Origin of the sequence: Streptomyces sp. NBC_01233 (assembly GCF_035989305.1) — a bacterium.
GTDB lineage: Bacteria > Actinomycetota > Actinomycetes > Streptomycetales > Streptomycetaceae > Streptomyces.
Genome location: NZ_CP108514.1, coordinates 10,024,059 through 10,041,966 on the forward strand (window position 1 = coordinate 10,024,059; position 17,908 = coordinate 10,041,966).

Annotated in this window: 13 protein-coding genes and 1 pseudogene; 5 read left to right on the forward strand and 9 right to left on the reverse strand. The window is 70.2% G+C overall.

What is annotated here, in order from left to right; translation table 11 throughout:
* Positions 1–305 precede the first annotated feature (305 nt).
* On the reverse strand, positions 306–1,046 hold the full coding sequence (locus OG332_RS46235; protein ID WP_327411585.1) for a hypothetical protein: 741 nt from the start codon (positions 1,044–1,046) through the stop codon (positions 306–308).
* Between the two features lie 179 nt (positions 1,047–1,225).
* Between OG332_RS46235 and OG332_RS46240 the strand changes: the two genes are divergently transcribed.
* Together OG332_RS46240 and OG332_RS46245 are read left to right on the forward strand one after the other, a co-directional pair.
* Positions 1,226–1,915: a nuclear transport factor 2 family protein gene (locus OG332_RS46240; protein WP_327411584.1), complete on the forward strand. Its 690-nt coding sequence runs from the start codon at positions 1,226–1,228 to the stop codon at positions 1,913–1,915.
* A 162-nt stretch (positions 1,916–2,077) separates the two neighbouring features.
* The gene (locus OG332_RS46245; RefSeq protein WP_327411583.1) at positions 2,078–2,575 is read left to right on the forward strand and encodes an anthrone oxygenase family protein; all 498 of its coding nucleotides are present in this window, start codon (positions 2,078–2,080) and stop codon (positions 2,573–2,575) included.
* Between the two features lie 128 nt (positions 2,576–2,703).
* Here OG332_RS46245 and OG332_RS46250 read toward each other — a convergent pair whose 3' ends face one another.
* From OG332_RS46250 to OG332_RS46285, 8 genes and pseudogenes are all read right to left on the reverse strand, one after another.
* Entirely contained in the window at positions 2,704–3,318 is a 615-nt protein-coding gene (locus OG332_RS46250) for an anthrone oxygenase family protein (protein WP_327411582.1), read from the reverse strand.
* Positions 3,319–3,477: 159 nt separating this feature from the next.
* Positions 3,478–4,896 (reverse strand): adenosylhomocysteinase, encoded by a 1,419-nt coding sequence (gene ahcY / locus OG332_RS46255; protein ID WP_327411581.1) that lies wholly within the window; start codon positions 4,894–4,896, stop codon positions 3,478–3,480.
* A gap of 5 nt (positions 4,897–4,901) precedes the next feature.
* Positions 4,902–5,783, reverse strand: coding sequence for a methylenetetrahydrofolate reductase [NAD(P)H] (gene metF, locus OG332_RS46260; RefSeq protein WP_442816322.1), 882 nt, complete (start codon positions 5,781–5,783; stop codon positions 4,902–4,904).
* Between the two features lie 171 nt (positions 5,784–5,954).
* Positions 5,955–7,118 carry an IS701 family transposase gene (locus tag OG332_RS46265; protein WP_327419062.1) on the reverse strand — a complete coding sequence of 388 codons (1,164 nt, stop codon included), beginning with the start codon at positions 7,116–7,118 and terminating at the stop codon, positions 5,955–5,957.
* Between the two features lie 156 nt (positions 7,119–7,274).
* Positions 7,275–10,738, reverse strand: a pseudogene (gene metH, locus OG332_RS46270) (methionine synthase).
* The gene (locus OG332_RS46275) at positions 10,735–11,715 is read right to left on the reverse strand and encodes a carbohydrate kinase family protein (RefSeq protein ID WP_327411579.1); all 981 of its coding nucleotides are present in this window, start codon (positions 11,713–11,715) and stop codon (positions 10,735–10,737) included. The pseudogene metH and the gene OG332_RS46275 overlap by 4 nt, the downstream one beginning before the upstream one ends.
* Positions 11,716–11,892: 177 nt before the next feature.
* Positions 11,893–13,101 (reverse strand): methionine adenosyltransferase, encoded by a 1,209-nt coding sequence (metK, locus tag OG332_RS46280; protein WP_327411578.1) that lies wholly within the window; start codon positions 13,099–13,101, stop codon positions 11,893–11,895.
* 199 nt (positions 13,102–13,300) lie between these two features.
* Positions 13,301–14,770 (reverse strand): multicopper oxidase family protein, encoded by a 1,470-nt coding sequence (locus OG332_RS46285; protein WP_327411577.1) that lies wholly within the window; start codon positions 14,768–14,770, stop codon positions 13,301–13,303.
* A gap of 315 nt (positions 14,771–15,085) precedes the next feature.
* Here OG332_RS46285 and OG332_RS46290 point away from each other — a divergent pair, with 315 nt between their 5' ends.
* The 3 genes from OG332_RS46290 (at position 15,086) to OG332_RS46300 (ending at position 17,822) form a co-directional block, all read left to right on the forward strand.
* The gene (locus OG332_RS46290; RefSeq protein WP_442816088.1) at positions 15,086–16,480 is read left to right on the forward strand and encodes a pyridoxal phosphate-dependent decarboxylase family protein; all 1,395 of its coding nucleotides are present in this window, start codon (positions 15,086–15,088) and stop codon (positions 16,478–16,480) included.
* 107 nt (positions 16,481–16,587) lie between these two features.
* A complete protein-coding gene (locus tag OG332_RS46295; protein WP_327411576.1) occupies positions 16,588–17,190 on the forward strand; it encodes a hypothetical protein in 603 nt (200 codons plus the stop codon).
* Entirely contained in the window at positions 17,187–17,822 is a 636-nt protein-coding gene (locus OG332_RS46300) for a DUF6875 domain-containing protein (protein WP_327411575.1), read from the forward strand. Before OG332_RS46295 ends, OG332_RS46300 begins: the two co-directional genes overlap by 4 nt.
* The last annotated feature ends 86 nt before the right edge of the window (positions 17,823–17,908 follow it).

Sequence of the window (17,908 nt, forward strand, 5' to 3'; positions counted from 1 at the left end):
GGTGACCCGACGCCAGGCCGGGAACAAAGGGCCGGGAACAAAGGGCCGGGAAGAAAGGGCCGGGAACAAAGGGCCGGGAAGGAAGGGCCGGGAACAAAGGGCCGGGAAGAAAGGGCCGGGAACAAAGGGCCGGGGAGAAGGGGCCGGGGAGAAAGGGAGGGGGAGGGTGGGGAGGGTGGGGAGGAGGGGAGGAGGGGAGGAGGGGTGGGGAGGGTGGACCGGCAGCCGGTGCCCCGCGTCTTACCGGCGCCCTGCCGGTTTCCGGTGCCCGGTGTCTTACCCGCGCCCGCCCGGATACCGGTGCCTTACCGGTGCCCCGCGTTCGCAGGCCCCGGCGGGGAGGAGTCCTGCCGGGAATCCTTCCTCGAACGGTTTCGGTCCAGGAACCAGGCGCCCGCGCCCACCAGCACGGCCGCCCCGGCTCCGTACAGGGGCAGCCACAGGGTCGTCGTGGACGCCAGGCACTCGGCGACGGCCTTGCGGCGCTGGGCCTCCTGCGCGTACGCCACGGCGGCGCCGTCGCCTGCGGCCAGGTTTGCGACTGCCGCCCGCGTGCGGATGACCTCGTACCTGCCGAGCCCGTCGCACCCGCTGCGCGTGCCCGGCATCGGGAACAGCCAGTCCCAGCGCTGCATCATGGGGGCCAGCGCGATCGCCACGCACAGTCCGACGACGAGTGAGTAGGCGACCAGAGCGCGCATGTACGCCGACCGGACGCCGGGCCGCCATACGGGCTGGCCGCGGAAGGCGAAGACCACCGCGAAAAGCGTCACCCCGATGTAGGTGGCGAACCACTGCCAGGAACCCTGCGCGAGTGCGAACGCCAGTACGGCGGCGAGCCCGATGCCGATGACCCCGGCCTGACCGGCGCCGTCATCGCCCGCTCCGCCCGGTCCGGGCCGTCGACTTCCTTGGGGGCCGGGCTCGCTCACGGGCCCCTCCTGCAGGGTGGGAGGCATCGCCCGCAGTATCCGCCGTGCGCCGCCGCCCAGCCCGGGCGCCATGCCGGGGGCGGCGGCGATGGCCTCCGGACGGGGGAGCCGCACCCGACGCCCCCGTGCGGCCGCACAAGGAGCGGTGGCGGCGGACGGGACGTGCACGGCCGGCGCATCCCGTGGACAGGCGTGGACAGTGTCGGGCAGTGGCCAGGCCCTGCGGGGTCTGGCCAGTGGACAGCGCCCGGCGTGAGGCTGTGTGCCACACACCGCCTGAAGGAGCAACAGCCATGGCATCCCGCCCGATCCGTACGATGACGGTCCTGACCGCCACCGCAGCCCTGTGCGCCACCGCCCACGCCGCCACCGCCGTCGCCGCCACCGCCCACGCCGCCTCCGCCGTCGCCGCCACCGCCCACGCCGCCTCCGCCGTCGCCGCCACCGCCCACGCCGCCTCCGCCGTCGCCGCCACGGCCCACGTCACCTCCACCTCCGCCGTCGCCGCCACGGCCCACGCCGCCTCCACCTCCGCCGTCGCCTCCGCGGCCCCTGCTGCTCCCGCCGCGGGCCGGCACGTGCCGCGGATCGTCACCGCCTGGGCCCGTGCCTGGAACGGCACCGACCCCCAGGCCCTCGGCGCCCTGTTCACCGCCGACGGCACCTACACCGACGAAGCCGTGGCCGTCACCTTCCGCGGACGGGAGGAGATCGCGGGGTGGAAGGCCCGTGCCGACACCCTCATCGAGAACGTCCACGTCACCGTCCGCTCCACCCGTCTCGAGGGGGACCGCGTCACCGTCCGGGCCCTCTACTCCGGCCATCTCAAGGGCGCGTCCAAGCCCTTCGCCGTGCCGATGACCACCGTCCTCGGCCTCGATGGCAACCACTGCCGGATCGTCTTCGACCGGGACCACTACAGCCTGGCCGCGGTCCTGTCCCAGTCCGGCCTGCCCGCCGACTGGACCCCGCCCGCCGCCTGACAGGGGGCCGGCCGCTCGAGATCCACTCGAAGGCGGCTCGAATCACCCACCGCTGGAGCCCCCTGCGCCCGTATGATCCCCATGACTTGACGATTCGATGACCCGTTCCCGAAGAATCGATGACCGAGAGACTTGGCGGACGGACGAACAGGGGGACGCACGATGGAGACCGCACGCCTGGCCTCGCTCATCGCCGCCACGCTCACCACGGGACTGGTCAGTGGCCTCTTCTACGGTTTCTCCGTCTCCGTGATGCCGGGTCTCAAGCGCACCGACGACCGTACGGTCATCGAGGTCATGCAGCGCATCAACGTGGCCATCCTCAACGGCTGGTTCGTCCTCGGCTACATCGGGGCGTTCCTGTTCACCGCGCTGGCCCTGGCCCTCCACATCCCCTCCGACGGCCGTGACGTGCTGCCGCCGCTGATCGCGGCCCTGGTCTGCTACATCGTCTCGATGGGCGTCACCAACAAGGTGAACATCCCGCTGAACAACATGCTGGAGAAGGCCGGTCCCGTCGACCGGATCCCCGACCCCGCAGCGGTCCGCCGCGCCTTCGAGGGCCCCTGGTCCGTTGCGAATGTGTGGCGCACCCTGCTGTGCACGGCCTCCGTGGGCTTCCTGTCCTGGGCGCTGTACCTGCACGGCCAGGCCGGCTGACCCCCTGTCCGCCCCCGGCCGGCCGTCCCCCCGGCCGGCCGGGGGCGGGCGGGATGTACGAAGTCCCCCGGTCGGGTGGCCGGGGGACTTCGTGGTGGTGCGGTGAGGGGGAGGACGGGAGCCGCGGTTCAGCGGGTGGCGCGGCCGTACAGGACCAGGGCACGGGACAGGGCCGTCAGGGCCGCCGTGCACAGCAGGGTGCGGACGATGTTGGTGGCGGCCCAGGTGTCCTTGAACTTGTCGACGATCGAGAAGTCCGTCAGCTTCGCCGCGTCCCCCGCGTCGGCGAGTTCGTTGTTGAGGGGGATGTTCACCGAGAAGGTGATCATCAGGACGAGGAAGTAGGCCGCCGTGGCCGCCCCGACCCAGATCGCCACGGTGCGGCGGCCCTTGCGGAACTCGACGATCGCCGAGGCCGCGGAGGTGAGCAGGGCGAGTACGAAGGCCATGCCGAAGACGGCGTTGCCGTCGATCGCCGCGTTGAAGTTCTGCATCGCGGTGATGTAGGTGCGTTCGTCGCCCGCCGCCAGACCCGGCATCACCGAGACGTCGAAGGCGAAGAAGAGGCCGGCCATCAGGCCCATGAGGATCGTGGAGACCAGCAGGAGGGCGGTGCCCGCCTTGCCGCGGTCGGCGGGCGCGGGGGGCTGGGGCGGGGCGTAGGGGCCGGGCTGCTGGGTGGCGTACGGGCTCGGGCCTGGGGCGGGGTAATGCTGGGGGCTGCCGGCCGGGTTGGGGTTCATGGGACATCCTCGTCTGGGGTGGTGGGAGCACTGCTCTTTCGGCGCGGGACATCCGATCGTGACACTCCCGGGGACACCCGGCCACGGGCTTTCCACCGGCTCTCGAGCAAACCTCGAGAGCCGGTGGCTCGATCTTTTCGGTCGCCGGTCAGGGGGTGGTCAGTAGCGGTAGTGGTCCGGCTTGTACGGGCCCTCGACCTGGACGCCGATGTAGGCGGCCTGCTCCGGGCGCAGGGTGGTCAGGCGGACGCCGAGGGCGTCGAGGTGGAGGCGGGCGACCTTCTCGTCGAGGTGCTTGGGCAGCACGTACACCTCGGTCGGGTACTCCTCCGGCTTGGTGAAGAGCTCGATCTGGGCCAGGGTCTGGTCCGCGAAGGAGTTCGACATGACGAAGGAGGGGTGGCCGGTCGCGTTGCCCAGGTTGAGCAGACGGCCCTCGGACAGCACGATCAGGACCTTGCCGTCGGGGAACTTCCAGGTGTGGACCTGCGGCTTGACCTCGTCCTTGACGATGCCGTCGATCTTCGCGAGGCCGGCCATGTCGATCTCGTTGTCGAAGTGGCCGATGTTGCCCACGATGGCCTGGTGCTTCATCCTGGCCATGTCGGCGGCCATGATGATGTCCTTGTTGCCGGTGGTCGTGATGAAGATGTCGGCGCTCTCGACGACATCGTCCAGGGTGGCGACCTGGTAGCCGTCCATCGCCGCCTGCAGCGCGCAGATCGGGTCGATCTCGGTGACGATGACACGGGCGCCCTGGCCGCGCAGGGACTCGGCGCAGCCCTTGCCGACGTCGCCGTAGCCGAAGACCACGGCCGTCTTGCCGCCGATGAGGACGTCGGTGGCACGGTTGATGCCGTCGATCAGGGAGTGGCGGCAGCCGTACTTGTTGTCGAACTTCGACTTCGTCACCGCGTCGTTCACGTTGATCGCCGGGAACAGCAGGGCGCCCGCCCGGTGCATCTCGTAGAGGCGGTGGACCCCGGTGGTGGTCTCCTCCGTCACGCCGCGGATGTCCGCCGCAAGTGCCGTCCAGTCGATGGACGTCTTCTGCAGCAGGCCCAGGACCAGGGCCATTTCCTCGTTGTCCGCGGTGGACGGGTCCGGCACGGCGCCCGCCTTCTGGTACTCGACACCCTTGTGGACCAGGAGGGTTGCGTCACCGCCGTCGTCGAGGATCATGTTGGGGCCCGCGTGGCCGGGCCAGGCCAGGGCCTGCTCGGTGCACCACCAGTACTCCTGGAGCGTCTCGCCCTTCCAGGCGAAGACGGGGATGCCCTGCGGGCTGTCCGGGGTGCCGTTCGGGCCCACCGCGATGGCGGCGGCCGCGTGGTCCTGGGTGGAGTAGATGTTGCAGGACACCCAGCGCACCTGGGCCCCCAGCGCCACCAGCGTCTCGATCAGGACGGCCGTCTGCACGGTCATGTGCAGGGAACCGGTGATCCTCGCCCCGGCGAGGGGCTGCGAGGGGGCGTACTCCTTGCGGATCGACATCAGACCGGGCATCTCGTGCTCGGCCAGGGTGATCTCCTTGCGGCCGAAGTCCGCGAGGCCGAGATCGGCGACCTTGAAGTCCATGGGTTCTACTCCGTGATGGTGGTGGCTGGGTGCTGGCTGACGTTCAGGTTCTGATGGATCTCCAGAGTCGCGGTGGACTTGTTGAGGGTGATGTAGTGCAGGCCCGGCGCACCCTCGGCGAGCAGACGCTCGGCCATCGCGGTCGCGTACTCGACCCCGATGCGGTGACCGGCCGCCGGATCGTCCTTCGCCGCTTCCAGCCGCCGGGCCAGCGCCGCCGGGAAGCGGGCATCGCTCAGCTCGGCGAAACGCCGGATCTGGCGGAAATCGGTGGCCGGCATGATCTCGGGGATGACCGGTGTCAGGCAGCCGACGGCGCACAGCCGGTCACGCAGGCGCAGGTAGTCCTCGGCGTGGAAGAACATCTGGGTGATGGCGTAGTCGGCGCCGGCCCGGCACTTGGCGGCGAAGTGCCGGATGTCCTCGCTCCAGCCGGGCGAACGGGGATGACGCTCGGGGAAAGCCGCGACACCCACCGTGAAGTCACCCAACTGCCGTATCAAAGTGACCAGTTCATGGGCATGCGTCAGCCCGCCCGGATGCGGCGTCCACTGCCCCTTCGGATCGCCGGGCGGGTCACCGCGCAGGGCGAGCACGTCACGGATACCCGCGTCGGCGTACTGGCCGATGATGTGGCGCAGCTCGGCCACCGAATGCCCCACCGCCGTCAGGTGCGCGACCGGGCGCAGCGTCGTCTGCGCCGCGATGCGCTTGGTGACCTCCACGGTGCGGTCGCGGGAGGAGCCGCCGGCCCCGTAGGTGACGGAGACGAAGGACGGCGCGAACGGCTCGATCCGCCGGATCGCCGCCCACAGGGTGCGCTCCGCGGCATCGGTCTTCGGCGGGAAGAACTCGAACGAGAAGGTCCGCCGCCCCTGGGACAGCAGCTCGCGGACACCCGGGGCGGCGGGCTTAATACTGCAACCGCATGTGTGGGTCGTGGCCTCGGCGTTGGTAATGGCAGCGGCGGGCTCGGGCCTGGCTGCGGCGCCGGAAGCGTGACCAGTGCAGACGGTGCTCGTTGCTGTGGCAGCGGGGCGTGACGACGACGTGCCCGATCATCCGGCGGATCTCCGGGACGCTGAGGGGTATGAGGTCTTGCTCGTCATCTCCGCTGCCCCTTTTGCGGCTTCTGCGGCACGGATGGCCGTGAGGTAGGCCAGGACGGCCATGGCCAGGGTGATGTGCCGGTACCAGGCCCGGTAGAGCCGCACCTGGTAGTGATCGAGCCCGCATTCACCCTTCGCGGTCTGGAAGCATTCCTCCACCGCCCACCTGGCTCCGGCGGTCCTGACCAGGTCTTTCAGCCGGGAAGTGACGGGGCCATAGCAGACGTAGTAGGCGATGTCGGTGGGGTCGGACAGATTGCGGCGGGCGAGCACCCAGTGCCCGAATCCGCCCTCCCAGGCGGGCCGGATCGCGACGCGGGCCCAGTGGTAGATCCGCTGGCCGTGGGCGCCTGCTCCGGCGGAGATCCGCTTCCATGCCTGCTTCGGCAGGGCCGCGATCAGCTCGTCGACGCGGGCGTCCCGGCCGTCGGCGGTGATCACGGTGTCGTTGACCTTGGTGGCCAGCACATACGCGGCCTGGCGTTCTTCCAGCCAGGCGCGGAAGTGCTTGACCTGCCCGTATGCCTCGTCCGCGGTCACCCAGGCGAAGGGAACAGCCGCGTCGATGGCGCGTTGCAGCATCCACTTGAGGTGCTCGATCTTCGTGGCGAACGGCACGGTGTCGTCGATCCCGGCTGCCCGGCAGCGGTCGCGGTCGTCCGTCCAGGACTTCGGGACGTAGAGTTCCCGGTCGATCAGCGCCCGCCCTTTGGCGGATGCGTAGGCGAGGAAGGTGCCGATCTGGCAGTTCTCGGTGCGGCCAGCGGTGCCGGAATACTGCCGCTGGACCCCTGCTGACCTGGTGCCCTTCTTCAGGAACCCGGTGTCGTCCCCGATGAGCACGCCATCCTTGGCGCCGATGGTCTCCACGACGAAGTCCCGGACATCGTCGCGGACCGCGTTCTCGTCCCATTCGGAGTGGTTGAGCAGGCGTTGCACACCGTCCGGGCGGAGCTGGCCGACCTGCTCGGCCAGCGTCCACCCGTTCTTCTTCTCTAGCGGCGCAAGCAGGCCCGTCATGTAGTCCAGAGCCCGATCACGTGGCTCCGACCTGCCAAAACGATGCCCGAACCGGGCATGCAACCCCGCTACACCCTCGGACCACGACTCGATCTGCTCAACCGTCAGCGATTCATCACACAGTCACAACAACGAGCAACCTCACCGACCGTCACGCCACATGCGGTTGCAGTATTAAGGGTGCGGGGGCGGTCGGTGGTGGCGGCCAGAGCAGCCGGCATGTCGGACTCCTTTCCAACTCATCCGATCTCAACGGGCGTTGAAATACTTGGCTTCGGGGTGATGGACCACGATCGCGTCGGTGGACTGCTCCGGGTGGAGCTGGAACTCCTCCGACAGGCGCACCCCGATCCGCTCCGGCTGCAGAAGAGCGGCGATCTTCGCGCGGTCCTCCAGGTCGGGGCAGGCGGGATAGCCCAGCGAGTAGCGGCAGCCCTGGTACTCGGTGCGGAACATGCCGTCCATGGACCCCGGATCCGATCCGGCGATGCCCAGCTCGCCGCGGACGCGGGCGTGCCAGTACTCGGCCAGGGCCTCGGCGAGCTGCACGGACAGGCCGTGCAGCTCCATGTACTCGCGGTAGGCGTCGGCGGCGAAGAGCCGGGCCGTCTCCTGCCCGATGCGGCTGCCGGCGGTGACCACCTGGAAGCCCACGACGTCGGTTGCCCCGCTGTCCTCGGAGCGGAAGAAGTCCGCCAGGCACAGCCGGCGGCCGCGGCCCTGGCGGGGAAAGGTGAAACGGGTCCGCTCGGATCCGTTCTCGTCCAGGACGATCAGGTCCTCGCCCTTGGAGACACACCGGAAGTAGCCGTGCACGACAGCCGCCTCCAGCAGCCCGCCGGTGTGCAGGCGCTCCAGCCAGCCGCGCAGCCGGGGCCGCCCGTCCGTCTCGATGGTCTCGCTGTCCTTCAAACCCCACTGGCCCTTGAACAGGGCGCCCTCGTCCAGCCAGGACGCGTACTCCTTGAGCGGGATGCCCTTGACGACGCGGGTGCCCCAGAACGGCGGGGTGGGGACCGGGTGGTCGACGGACACGTCGGAGCGGCCGCCGGGCTGGGGCCCCGCCACCAGGAGCGGCGTATCGCGCCGGGCGACGCGGCGCTGCTTCAGGGGCGGCAACACGACGCCGGGAACACCGCGTTTCACCCCCATCAAGGCGTCCATGAGGCGCAGGCCTTCGAAGGCGTCGCGGGCGTAGCGGACTTCGCCCTCGTAGATCTCGTGGAGGTCTTGTTCGACGTAGGCGCGGGTGAGGGCCGCACCGCCGAGGATCACCGGGTAGTCGGCCGCCAGCTTGCGCTGGTTGAGCTCCTGAAGGTTCTCCTTCATGATCACGGTCGACTTCACCAGCAGCCCGGACATGCCGATCACATCGGCCTTGTGCTCCTGCGCCGCCTCCAAGATCGCGGAGACGGGCTGCTTGATCCCGATGTTGACGACGTTGTAGCCGTTGTTGGTGAGGATGATGTCGACGAGGTTCTTGCCGATGTCGTGGACGTCGCCGCGGACCGTGGCCAGCACGATCGTGCCCTTGCCCTCGTCGTCGGTCTTCTCCATGTGCGGCTCGAGGTAGGCGACGGCCGTCTTCATGACCTCCGCGGACTGCAGCACGAACGGGAGCTGCATCTGGCCGGAGCCGAACAGCTCACCGACGACCTTCATGCCCTCCAACAGCGTGTCGTTGACGATGCCGAGGGCGGGACGGGTCTGCAGGGCCTCGTCGAGATCGCCCTCCAGGCCGTTCTTCTCACCGTCGATGATCCGCCGCTGCAACCGCTCGTCCAGCGGCAGCGCAAGGAGCTCCTCGGCCCGCCCGGCCTTCAGCGACTTGGTGTTGACCCCCTCGAAGAGGGCCATCAGCTTCTGCAGCGGGTCGTAGCCCTCCGCCCGCCGGTCATAGATCAGATCCAGCGCCGTGGCGACCTGCTCCTGATCGAAACGCGCGATCGGCAAGATCTTCGACGCGTGCACGATCGCCGAATCCAGACCCGCCTTCACACACTCGTCCAGGAACACCGAGTTCAACAGGACCCGCGCAGCCGGATTCAACCCGAAGGAAATGTTCGACAGACCCAGCGTGGTCTGGACGTCCGGGTGGCGGCGCTTGAGCTCGCGGATCGACTCGATCGTGGCGATACCGTCCTTCCGGGACTCCTCCTGCCCGGTGCAGATCGTGAACGTCAGTGTGTCGATGAGGATGTCCGACTCCCGGATCCCCCAGTTCCCCGTCAGGTCCCCGATCAGCCGTTCGGCAATGGCGACCTTGTGCTCGACGGTGCGGGCCTGGCCCTGTTCGTCGATGGTCAGCGCGATCAGCGCGGCGCCGTGCTCCTGCGCCAGTCGGGTGACCTTCGCGAAGCGGGACTCCGCACCGTCACCGTCCTCGTAGTTCACCGAGTTGATGACCGCACGCCCGCCGAGCTTCTCCAGGCCCGCCTGGAGGACGGGAACCTCGGTCGAGTCCAACACGATCGGCAGCGTGGAGGCCGTGGCGAAGCGGCCCGCAAGCTCCGCCATGTCCGCGACGCCGTCGCGGCCCACGTAGTCCACGCAGAGGTCGAGCATGTGCGCGCCCTCACGGATCTGGTCCCGTGCCATCTCCACGCAGTCGTCCCAGCGGGCCTCCAGCATCGCCTCACGGAACTTCTTCGACCCGTTCGCGTTGGTGCGCTCACCGATGGCCATGTACGAGGTGTCCTGGCGGAACGGAACCGTCTGGTAGAGCGAGGCGGCGCCGGGCTCGGGCTGGGGGTGCGAGCGGTGATCGCGGTGCCGCGGACCCGCTCGACGACCTGCCGCAGATGCTCCGGCGTCGTCCCACAGCAACCACCCACCAGAGAAAGCCCGTACTCGCGGACGAAGGTCTCCTGTGCTTCGGCCAGCTCGGGGGCGCTGAGCGGGTAGTGCGCGCCGTCCTTGGTCAGGACGGGCAGGCCGGCGTTGGGCATGCAGGACAGCGGGATACGGGCGTTGCGCGCCAGATACCGCAGGTGCTCGCTCATCTCCGCGGGGCCGGTCGCACAGTTCAGACCGACCATGTCGATACCCAGCGGCTCCAGCGCCGTCAGGGCCGCACCGATCTCGGAGCCCAGCAGCATCGTGCCGGTGGTCTCGACGGTGACGGAGCAGATCAGCGGGACGGTGACCCCGAGGGCCTCCATGGCGCGCCGGGCACCGATAATGGAGGACTTGGTCTGCAGGAGGTCCTGGGTGGTCTCGACGAGCAGCGCGTCGGCGCCGCCGGTGATCAGGCCCTCGGCGTTGATCTGGTAGGCGTCGCGGATCTTCGCGTAGGTGATGTGGCCCAGGGTGGGCAGCTTGGTGCCGGGGCCCATGGAGCCGAGAACCCAGCGCTGCTGCCCCGTCGACGCCGTGAACTCGTCGGCGACCTCGCGGGCGATACGGGCACCCGCCTGCGACAGCTCGAAATTGCGCTCCGCGATGTCGTACTCCGCCAGAGCCGCGAAGTTCGCACCGAAGGTGTTCGTCTCGACGCAGTCCACACCCACCGCGAAGTACGCCTCGTGCACCGTCCGCACGATGTCCGGACGCGTCACGTTCAGAACCTCGTTGCAGCCCTCCAGCTGCTGGAAGTCCTCCATCGAGGGGTCCTGCGCCTGCAGCATCGTCCCCATCGCCCCGTCGGCGACCACCACACGGGTCGCGAGCGCCTCCCGCAGGGCATCGGCCCGCATCTGCGCGTTCACCGTCATGCCGACCGCCCCAGCTTCGCCTCCAGCAGCCCGGCCGCATGCTCCCCGTACACCGCGCGAACGGTGGCCAGCAGACGCTCGGGCCGGACCTCGTACGCCTGGGATCCGACCGTCACCAAGGCCAGCGCCGACATCGCGCAGCCGAGCTGCGCGGCGCTCTCCAGCTTTAGGCCCCAGCTGACGGCGGCCAGGAAGCCGGAGCGGAAGGCGTCGCCGACACCGGTCGGGTCCTCGGCGCGGACGTCGGGAACCGCGCCGACCGTGACGGCCGGCGCGCCCATGCGGTCGATACGGACGCCCTGCGCGCCCAGGGTGGTGACCCACGTACCGACGCGGTCCAGGACCTCCTGGCGGCTCCACCCGGCCCGTTCACGCAGCAGCGCGGACTCGTACTCGTTGGTGAACAGCCAGCGGGCCCCGGTGACCAGGCTGCGGACCTCGGCGCCGGTGAGGCGGGCGAGCTGCTGCGAGGGGTCGGCGGCGAAATCGATGTCCAGGTCCCGGGCCTGCTCGGTGTGGCGGACCATCGCGCCGGGATCGTTGGGCGAGACGAGCACCAGGTCGAGGGGGGCGCGGTCATGGACGGCGCGCAGGTCGACACGGCCGGCCTCGGCCATGGCGCCCGCGTAGAAGGCGGCTATCTGGTTGGTGTCCTGGTCGGTCATGCACATGAAGCGGGCGGTCTGGTGGTCCGAGGAGACGTACACCGAGCCGGTGTCGACGCCGTGTTCCTTGAGCCAGACCTCGTACTCGGCGAAGTCCGGGCCCACGGCGCCCACCAGCAGGGGGTCGAGGCCGAGGCCGCCGAGGCCGAAGGCGATGTTGGCCGCCACTCCGCCCCGCCGCACCTGGAGGGTGTCGACGAGGAACGACAACGAGACGTGTTCCAGCTGGTCGGGGAGCAGCTGGTCGACGAACCGGCCCGGGAAGGCCATGAGGTGATCTGTGGCGATGGATCCGGTCACCGCGATACGCACGTGGACTCCTGTGAACTGGTCTGATGCCGGCGGGGCGGGGCGGGGCGGGGCGAGGCGGGGCGGGGCGGGGCGGGGTGTGGGTGTGGGGGTGTGGGTGTGGGGGGTGTGGGGGTGCCTGGCGGGGCGGGACGGGGCGGTGTGGGGGGCTGGTGGGGGCCGTGCGCGCGCCCGGGGTGCTCAGGCGGCGGCGACGGCCTTCAGCCGCTCGGCGCGGTCGGTGCGCTCCCACGTGAAGTCCGGCAGCTCACGGCCGAAGTGCCCGTACGCGGCGGTCTGCGCGTAGATCGGGCGCAACAGGTCCAGATCACGGATGATCGCGGCCGGACGCAGGTCGAAGACCTCGCCGATGGCCCGCTCGATACGGTCGGTGGGCACGGTGTGGGTACCGAAGGTCTCCACGAACAGACCCACCGGCTCGGCCTTGCCGATCGCGTACGCGACCTGCACCTCGCACCGCGAGGCGAGACCGGCCGCGACGACGTTCTTGGCGACCCAGCGCATCGCGTACGCGGCGGAGCGGTCGACCTTGGACGGGTCCTTCCCGGAGAACGCGCCGCCACCGTGGCGGGCCATCCCCCCGTACGTATCGATGATGATCTTGCGGCCGGTCAGGCCGGCGTCGCCCATCGGGCCGCCGATCTCGAAACGGCCGGTCGGGTTCACCAAAAGCCGGTAGCCCTCGGTCTCCAGCTTGATGCCGTCCTCGGCGAGCCGGGCCAGCACGTACTCGACGACCGAGGCGCGGACGTCCGGCGCCAGCAGGGCCTCCAGGTCGACATCGGATGCGTGCTGGGTCGAGACGACGACCGTGTCCAGGCGCACGGCCCGCTCACCGTCATACTCGATGGTGACCTGCGTCTTGCCGTCGGGACGCAGGTAGGGGATCGTCCCGTTCTTGCGGACCTCCGACAGCCGGCGCGAAAGCCGGTGCGCGAGGTGGATCGGCAGCGGCATGAGCTCGGGCGTCTCGTCGCAGGCGTAGCCGAACATCAAGCCCTGATCGCCGGCACCCTGCCGGTCCAACTCGTCCTCATCGCCCTCCACCCGGCTCTCGTAGGCCGCGTCGACACCCTGCGCGATGTCCGGGGACTGCGCGCCGATGGACACCGACACGCCACAGGAGGCGCCGTCGAAGCCCTTCTGCGAGGAGTCGTAGCCGATCTCCAGGATCTTGGCCCGCACCAGCTGCGCGATGGGGGCGTAGGCCTGCGTGGTGACCTCGCCGGCTATGTGCACCAGACCGGTGGTGATCAGCGTCTCCACCGCCACCCGCGAGGCCGGGTCTTGTGCGAGGAGCGCGTCGAGGATCGTGTCGCTGATCTGGTCGGCGATCTTGTCGGGGTGTCCCTCGGTCACGGACTCCGAGGTGAACAGACGACGGGACATCTCACTCCTGGTGGTGTGGGCACGGATTCGGGTACGACGGTCGGATCGGTCAGGGGTCGGGCGTGGGGGACACGGCCGGACACGGTCTGTTGCCGAGGATCCTGCCGCCCGGTCCTCGGCCCGTCCTTGAGAGCGCGTCGAGCGGACCTGGCCGGTTCCCCCACCTCCGCTCCAAGCGGCGCATCCCCCGCGGGCACCGCTACCGGATACGGAAATTGGCCATCATGCCCATCGCCGAGTGGTCCAGCAGATGGCAGTGGTAGACGTACGTCCCCCTGAACGTGTCGAAAGTGGCGTGCAGCTTCACGCTCTCGCCGGGGAACAGCCGGACCGTGTCCTTCAGCCCGGCCTCGCCCGGAGCCACCGGCGCCCCGTTGCGCTCCAGCACCCGGAACTGGACCAGGTGCATGTGAAAGTTGTGCGGGACGACCTTGTTGGCGTTGGTGACCGTCCAGATCTCCGAGCTCCCGTGGGCGATGGTCTGGTCGATGCGCTGGTAGTCCCACACCTGCCCGTCCATGAACCCCTGCGGCTCCTGGCGGCCGTCCTCGTCCATGCTCAAGACGATGCTGCGCTGGACCGTGGCCTTCGCCATGGCCGGCAGGGAGCGCAGCGTCTCGGGCACCCGGCTCGCATCGGACGCCGTCCGCACGACGTCGAAGCGCAGCACCTTGCCCACCTGCTCGGGCGTCCCCGGCCCCAAAGTGTTCTCCAAGACGATCTTCGTACCGACCCGGTAGCGCGAGAAGTCGATGACCACATCCGCCCGCTCCGCCGGCGACAGCCCGATGGTGTCCGTCGCGAAGGGGTGTTCCAGCAGACCGCCGTCCGTACCGATCTGGACCATCTGCCCGCCGTCCGACAGACGCAGCTGGAAGAAGCGCATGTTGGACGAGTTCAGCAGCCGGAAGCGGTACTTGCGGGCCGCGACCTCGACGTACGGACTCGGGCGTCCGTTGGCGAGGATGGTGGTCCGGCCGAACACGTCGTCCATCACGTAGACCAGCTGGCCGGCCTCGTCGAAGCGGGCGTCACGCAGCGCGATCGGAACCTCGTACTGGCCGGACGGCAGCGGCAGCGACCGCTCGGCCTCGTCCGACAGCAGATACGCGGCGGACAGGCCACGGAAGACATGCTCCGACTCCATGTGGTGCGCGTGGTCGTGGAACCACAGGCCGGCGCCCGGCTGCTGGTTCGGGTAGGTGTAGGTGCGCGAGGTGTTCGGCCCGAACGTGTCCATCGGGCCGCCGTCGTTCTCCGGCGAGACGCTCCCGCCGTGCAGATGGACCGAGACCGGCATCGTGAGGGCGTTGCGGTGGCGGATCACCACCCTGCGCCCGCTGCGCGCCCGCAACACCGGCCCCGGGAACTGGCCGTCGTAGGTCAACACCTTCGTCTGCACACCGGGGATGATCTCCCGCGCCACCTCCTTGATGGTGACCGCGTACGTGTCCTGGCCGCCCACCGTCGATATCGGCTGGAGCACCGAGGCCATCGGCATCCGCACGCTGAACGGCGGCGGGACGGTGACCGGCCCGCTCCCGGCCGCGCCCGTACCGGAGGCCTCGGCCCCCCGGGCACGCAGCAGCGGCGTCAGACCACCACTGGTGAGCAGGCCGGCGCCGGTCGCGGCGACGGCGCCGCCGAGCAAGCTGCGTCTGGTGACCATGGAATCTTCCTCCTGGAAAGAAAAAATGGGGGCGCGGTGCGGGCGGACGCCCGCGAGCGGGGCCGAACACGCCGAGGACGGCCGGCACCCGGTGCGCCGGTCCCCCCGGAGCAGCCGGCAGCAGGGAGTACCCCGCGTGGCTGTCGCGCCGCGAGTGCACCAGATACGGCTTGCGCATCACTGGAGCCCAGATGGTGTGCGGGCGTCAGGCGTTGCGCGGGCCTTGCGGGGCCTTCGTAACCCTCCTCTTGCGTACGTACGACCGCGTACGCCCGACTCGTGCCGCCACCCGGGCGGCCGCTGGGGGAGGCACCCGTGGACCTGCACGACCTGCACGACCTGACCGACTGGCTGCCGCGCGCGCTCACCGTGGCGCAGCGGTGGGGAGGGCAGTTCGGCCCGTACCGGACCCACGACGCCCACCGCGTCCACCCCGACGCCTTCACCGAGGCCTTCGACCGCCTCGCCAAGCGGATGGACCACAACTACCCGTTCTTCCACCCGCGCTACGCCGGACAGATGGTCAAACCGCCGCACCCGGCAGCCGTCACCGGCTACCTCACCGCCATGCTCTTCAACCCCAACAACCACGCCGCCGAAGGCGGGCCCGCGACCACCGAGATGGAACGGGAGGCGGTCGCCGAACTCGCCGCCATGTTCGGACTCGACGCCCACGTCGGACACCTCACCACCAGCGGCACCATGGCCAACCTGGAGGCCCTCTACGTCGCCCGCCAGCTCCACCCGGACCGCGGCATCGCCTACAGCGGCGAATGCCACTACACCCACGAGCGGATGTGCCACGTCCTGGGCATGCAGGGCCACCGCATCCCCACCGACGCGCACGGCCGCATCGACCTCGACGCGCTGGAGGCCGCCCTGCGCGGCGGACGCATCGGCACCGTCGTCGTCACCACCGGAACCACCGGCCTCGGGGCGGTCGACCCGGTCCACGAAGTCCTGCCACTGGCCCGCCGCTACGGGGCACGCGTCCACGTCGACGCGGCCTACGGCGGCTTCTACGCCATCCTGGGCCGGGCCGGCACCGGCGAAATCGACGCGGCCCCCTGGCAGGCGATCGCCGCATGCGACTCCATGGTCGTGGACCCCCACAAGCAGGGCCTGCAGCCCTACGGCTGCGGCGCGGTCCTCTTCCCCGACCCGCGAGCCGGCCGGCACTTCGCACACGACTCGCCGTACACCTACTTCACCGACGCCGACCTCCACCTGGGCGAGATCAGCCTGGAATGCTCACGGGCGGGCGCGGCCGCCGCCGCCCTGTGGCTGACCCTGCAACTGCTGCCGCTCACACCGGACGGCTTCGGACGGATCCTCGCCGCGAACCGCCGGGCCGCACTGCACTGGGCCGACCTGCTGACCGCCTCCGACGAACTGGACCTCTACCAGCGCCCGGACCTCGACATCGTCACCTACTTCCCCACCCTGGCCGGCACATCCCTGTCCACCATCGACGCCGCCTCGAACCGGCTGCTGCGCGACGGCATGACCGCGGAGGCGGACCCCGTGTTCCTGAGCGTGCTGCGCGCGGACGCGGACGCCTTCCTACGCCGCCACCCGCACGTGACCCGGGACGCGGACGCGGCCCGCGTGATCCGCAGCGTCCTGATCAAGCCGGAGTCCGAGCACTACCTGCCGACCCTGCACGCACGCGTGGAAGAACTGGCCGCACACGCCCGCACGACAACCTGACCGACGGCAACCCCACCCCCGCCCCGCCTTCCCCCGCACCCCCCACCTCCCGGCCCCTACACCCCCTCCCACCTCTCTTCTCGTCCTTCCGACCGGAGGTCCTCGCCTTGTCCCCGAACGCGCCCAGCCCGACCGCCTTACCCCGACCCCACCCGCCGTCCCACGCCCACCTGTCCGCCCTGCTGTCCGCCGCCTTCCACGACGACGCACTGACCCGCTGGATGATCCCCGACCAGCGGCTGCGCACCGAACTGCTCCCCGGGTTCTTCCACGTCTTCGTCGAACTCTCCGCCGCCCACGACGGGGTGCTCACCACCGACGACGGCGACGCGGTGCTCTTGTTCCTGCCGCCCGGCGCCGAGGTGGACGAGACCGCCCTGGACGCCGCCTTCGCCCACGCGCTGGGCCGCCACACCCACGCGCTGCGCACCATCGCCCGCCTCCAGGCCGAACGCCACCCGCACACCCCGCACTACTACGCCTCCTTCGGCGCCGTCCGCCCCGGCCGCCAGCAGGGCGGCCTGATGTCCACCCTCCTCGCCCAGATCACCGCCCGCGCCGACGCCGACGGCGTCGGCGCCTACACCGAGGCCAGCTCACCCGGCGGCGAAGCCGTCACCCGGCGCGCCGGCTTCGACCGCCTGGGCACGGACATCACCCTGCCCGACGGCGGACCCGTACTGCGACCGATGTGGAGGAACCCCCGATGAGGGGAGACGACCTGATCCAGTCCTGGACCACCGGCCAGGTCGCCCGCGGCGAGGCGCCCCCCGAAGCCATCGGACCGCTGCTCCAAGTACTCATGTGGAGCCGCGACTTCCTCGTCTCCAGCCACCCCGAACTGGGCCGCACCGGACCGGTGTGCCCGTACACCCAGCCCTCACTGCGCAAGGAACTCTTCCACCTGGCCCTGCCGTCCGCCGGATGCGAGGACCTGGCCATGGCCGTCGACTCGCTGCGCACCCGCCACGCGGCCCTCTCGCAGCCGCTGTCGCCGCAGGACCGCGAACTCCTCACCATCTTGCTGGTCCTGCCCGGCTTCGACCCGACGGACTCGGTGGAGCTGGACGAACTCCAGCGCAAGGCGAAGGACGAGTTCGTCGCCGAGGGGCTGATGATCGGGCAGTTCCACCCGGTCTGCGAGGAACCGGGCCTCTACAACGAGGACTTCCGCCCGCTGCGCGCCCCCCTGCCGCTGCTGGCGGTCCGCAAGCTCCTGGTCTTCGACCTCCCCTTCCTGATGAGCGACGACTCCCACATGGACCACTACCTGCAGCGGTTCGCGCCGGCGCTCCCGGCCCGGATCCGCGACCAGCTGGTGAGCCGGGTGGTGGCCGCCTGACCGCCCAGCCCTCCCGATGACCGGCCGGCCGCGCCCCTTTTCCGTGGGGCGCGGCCGGCCGGCGTACGCGGCCAACCGCGCGAGCC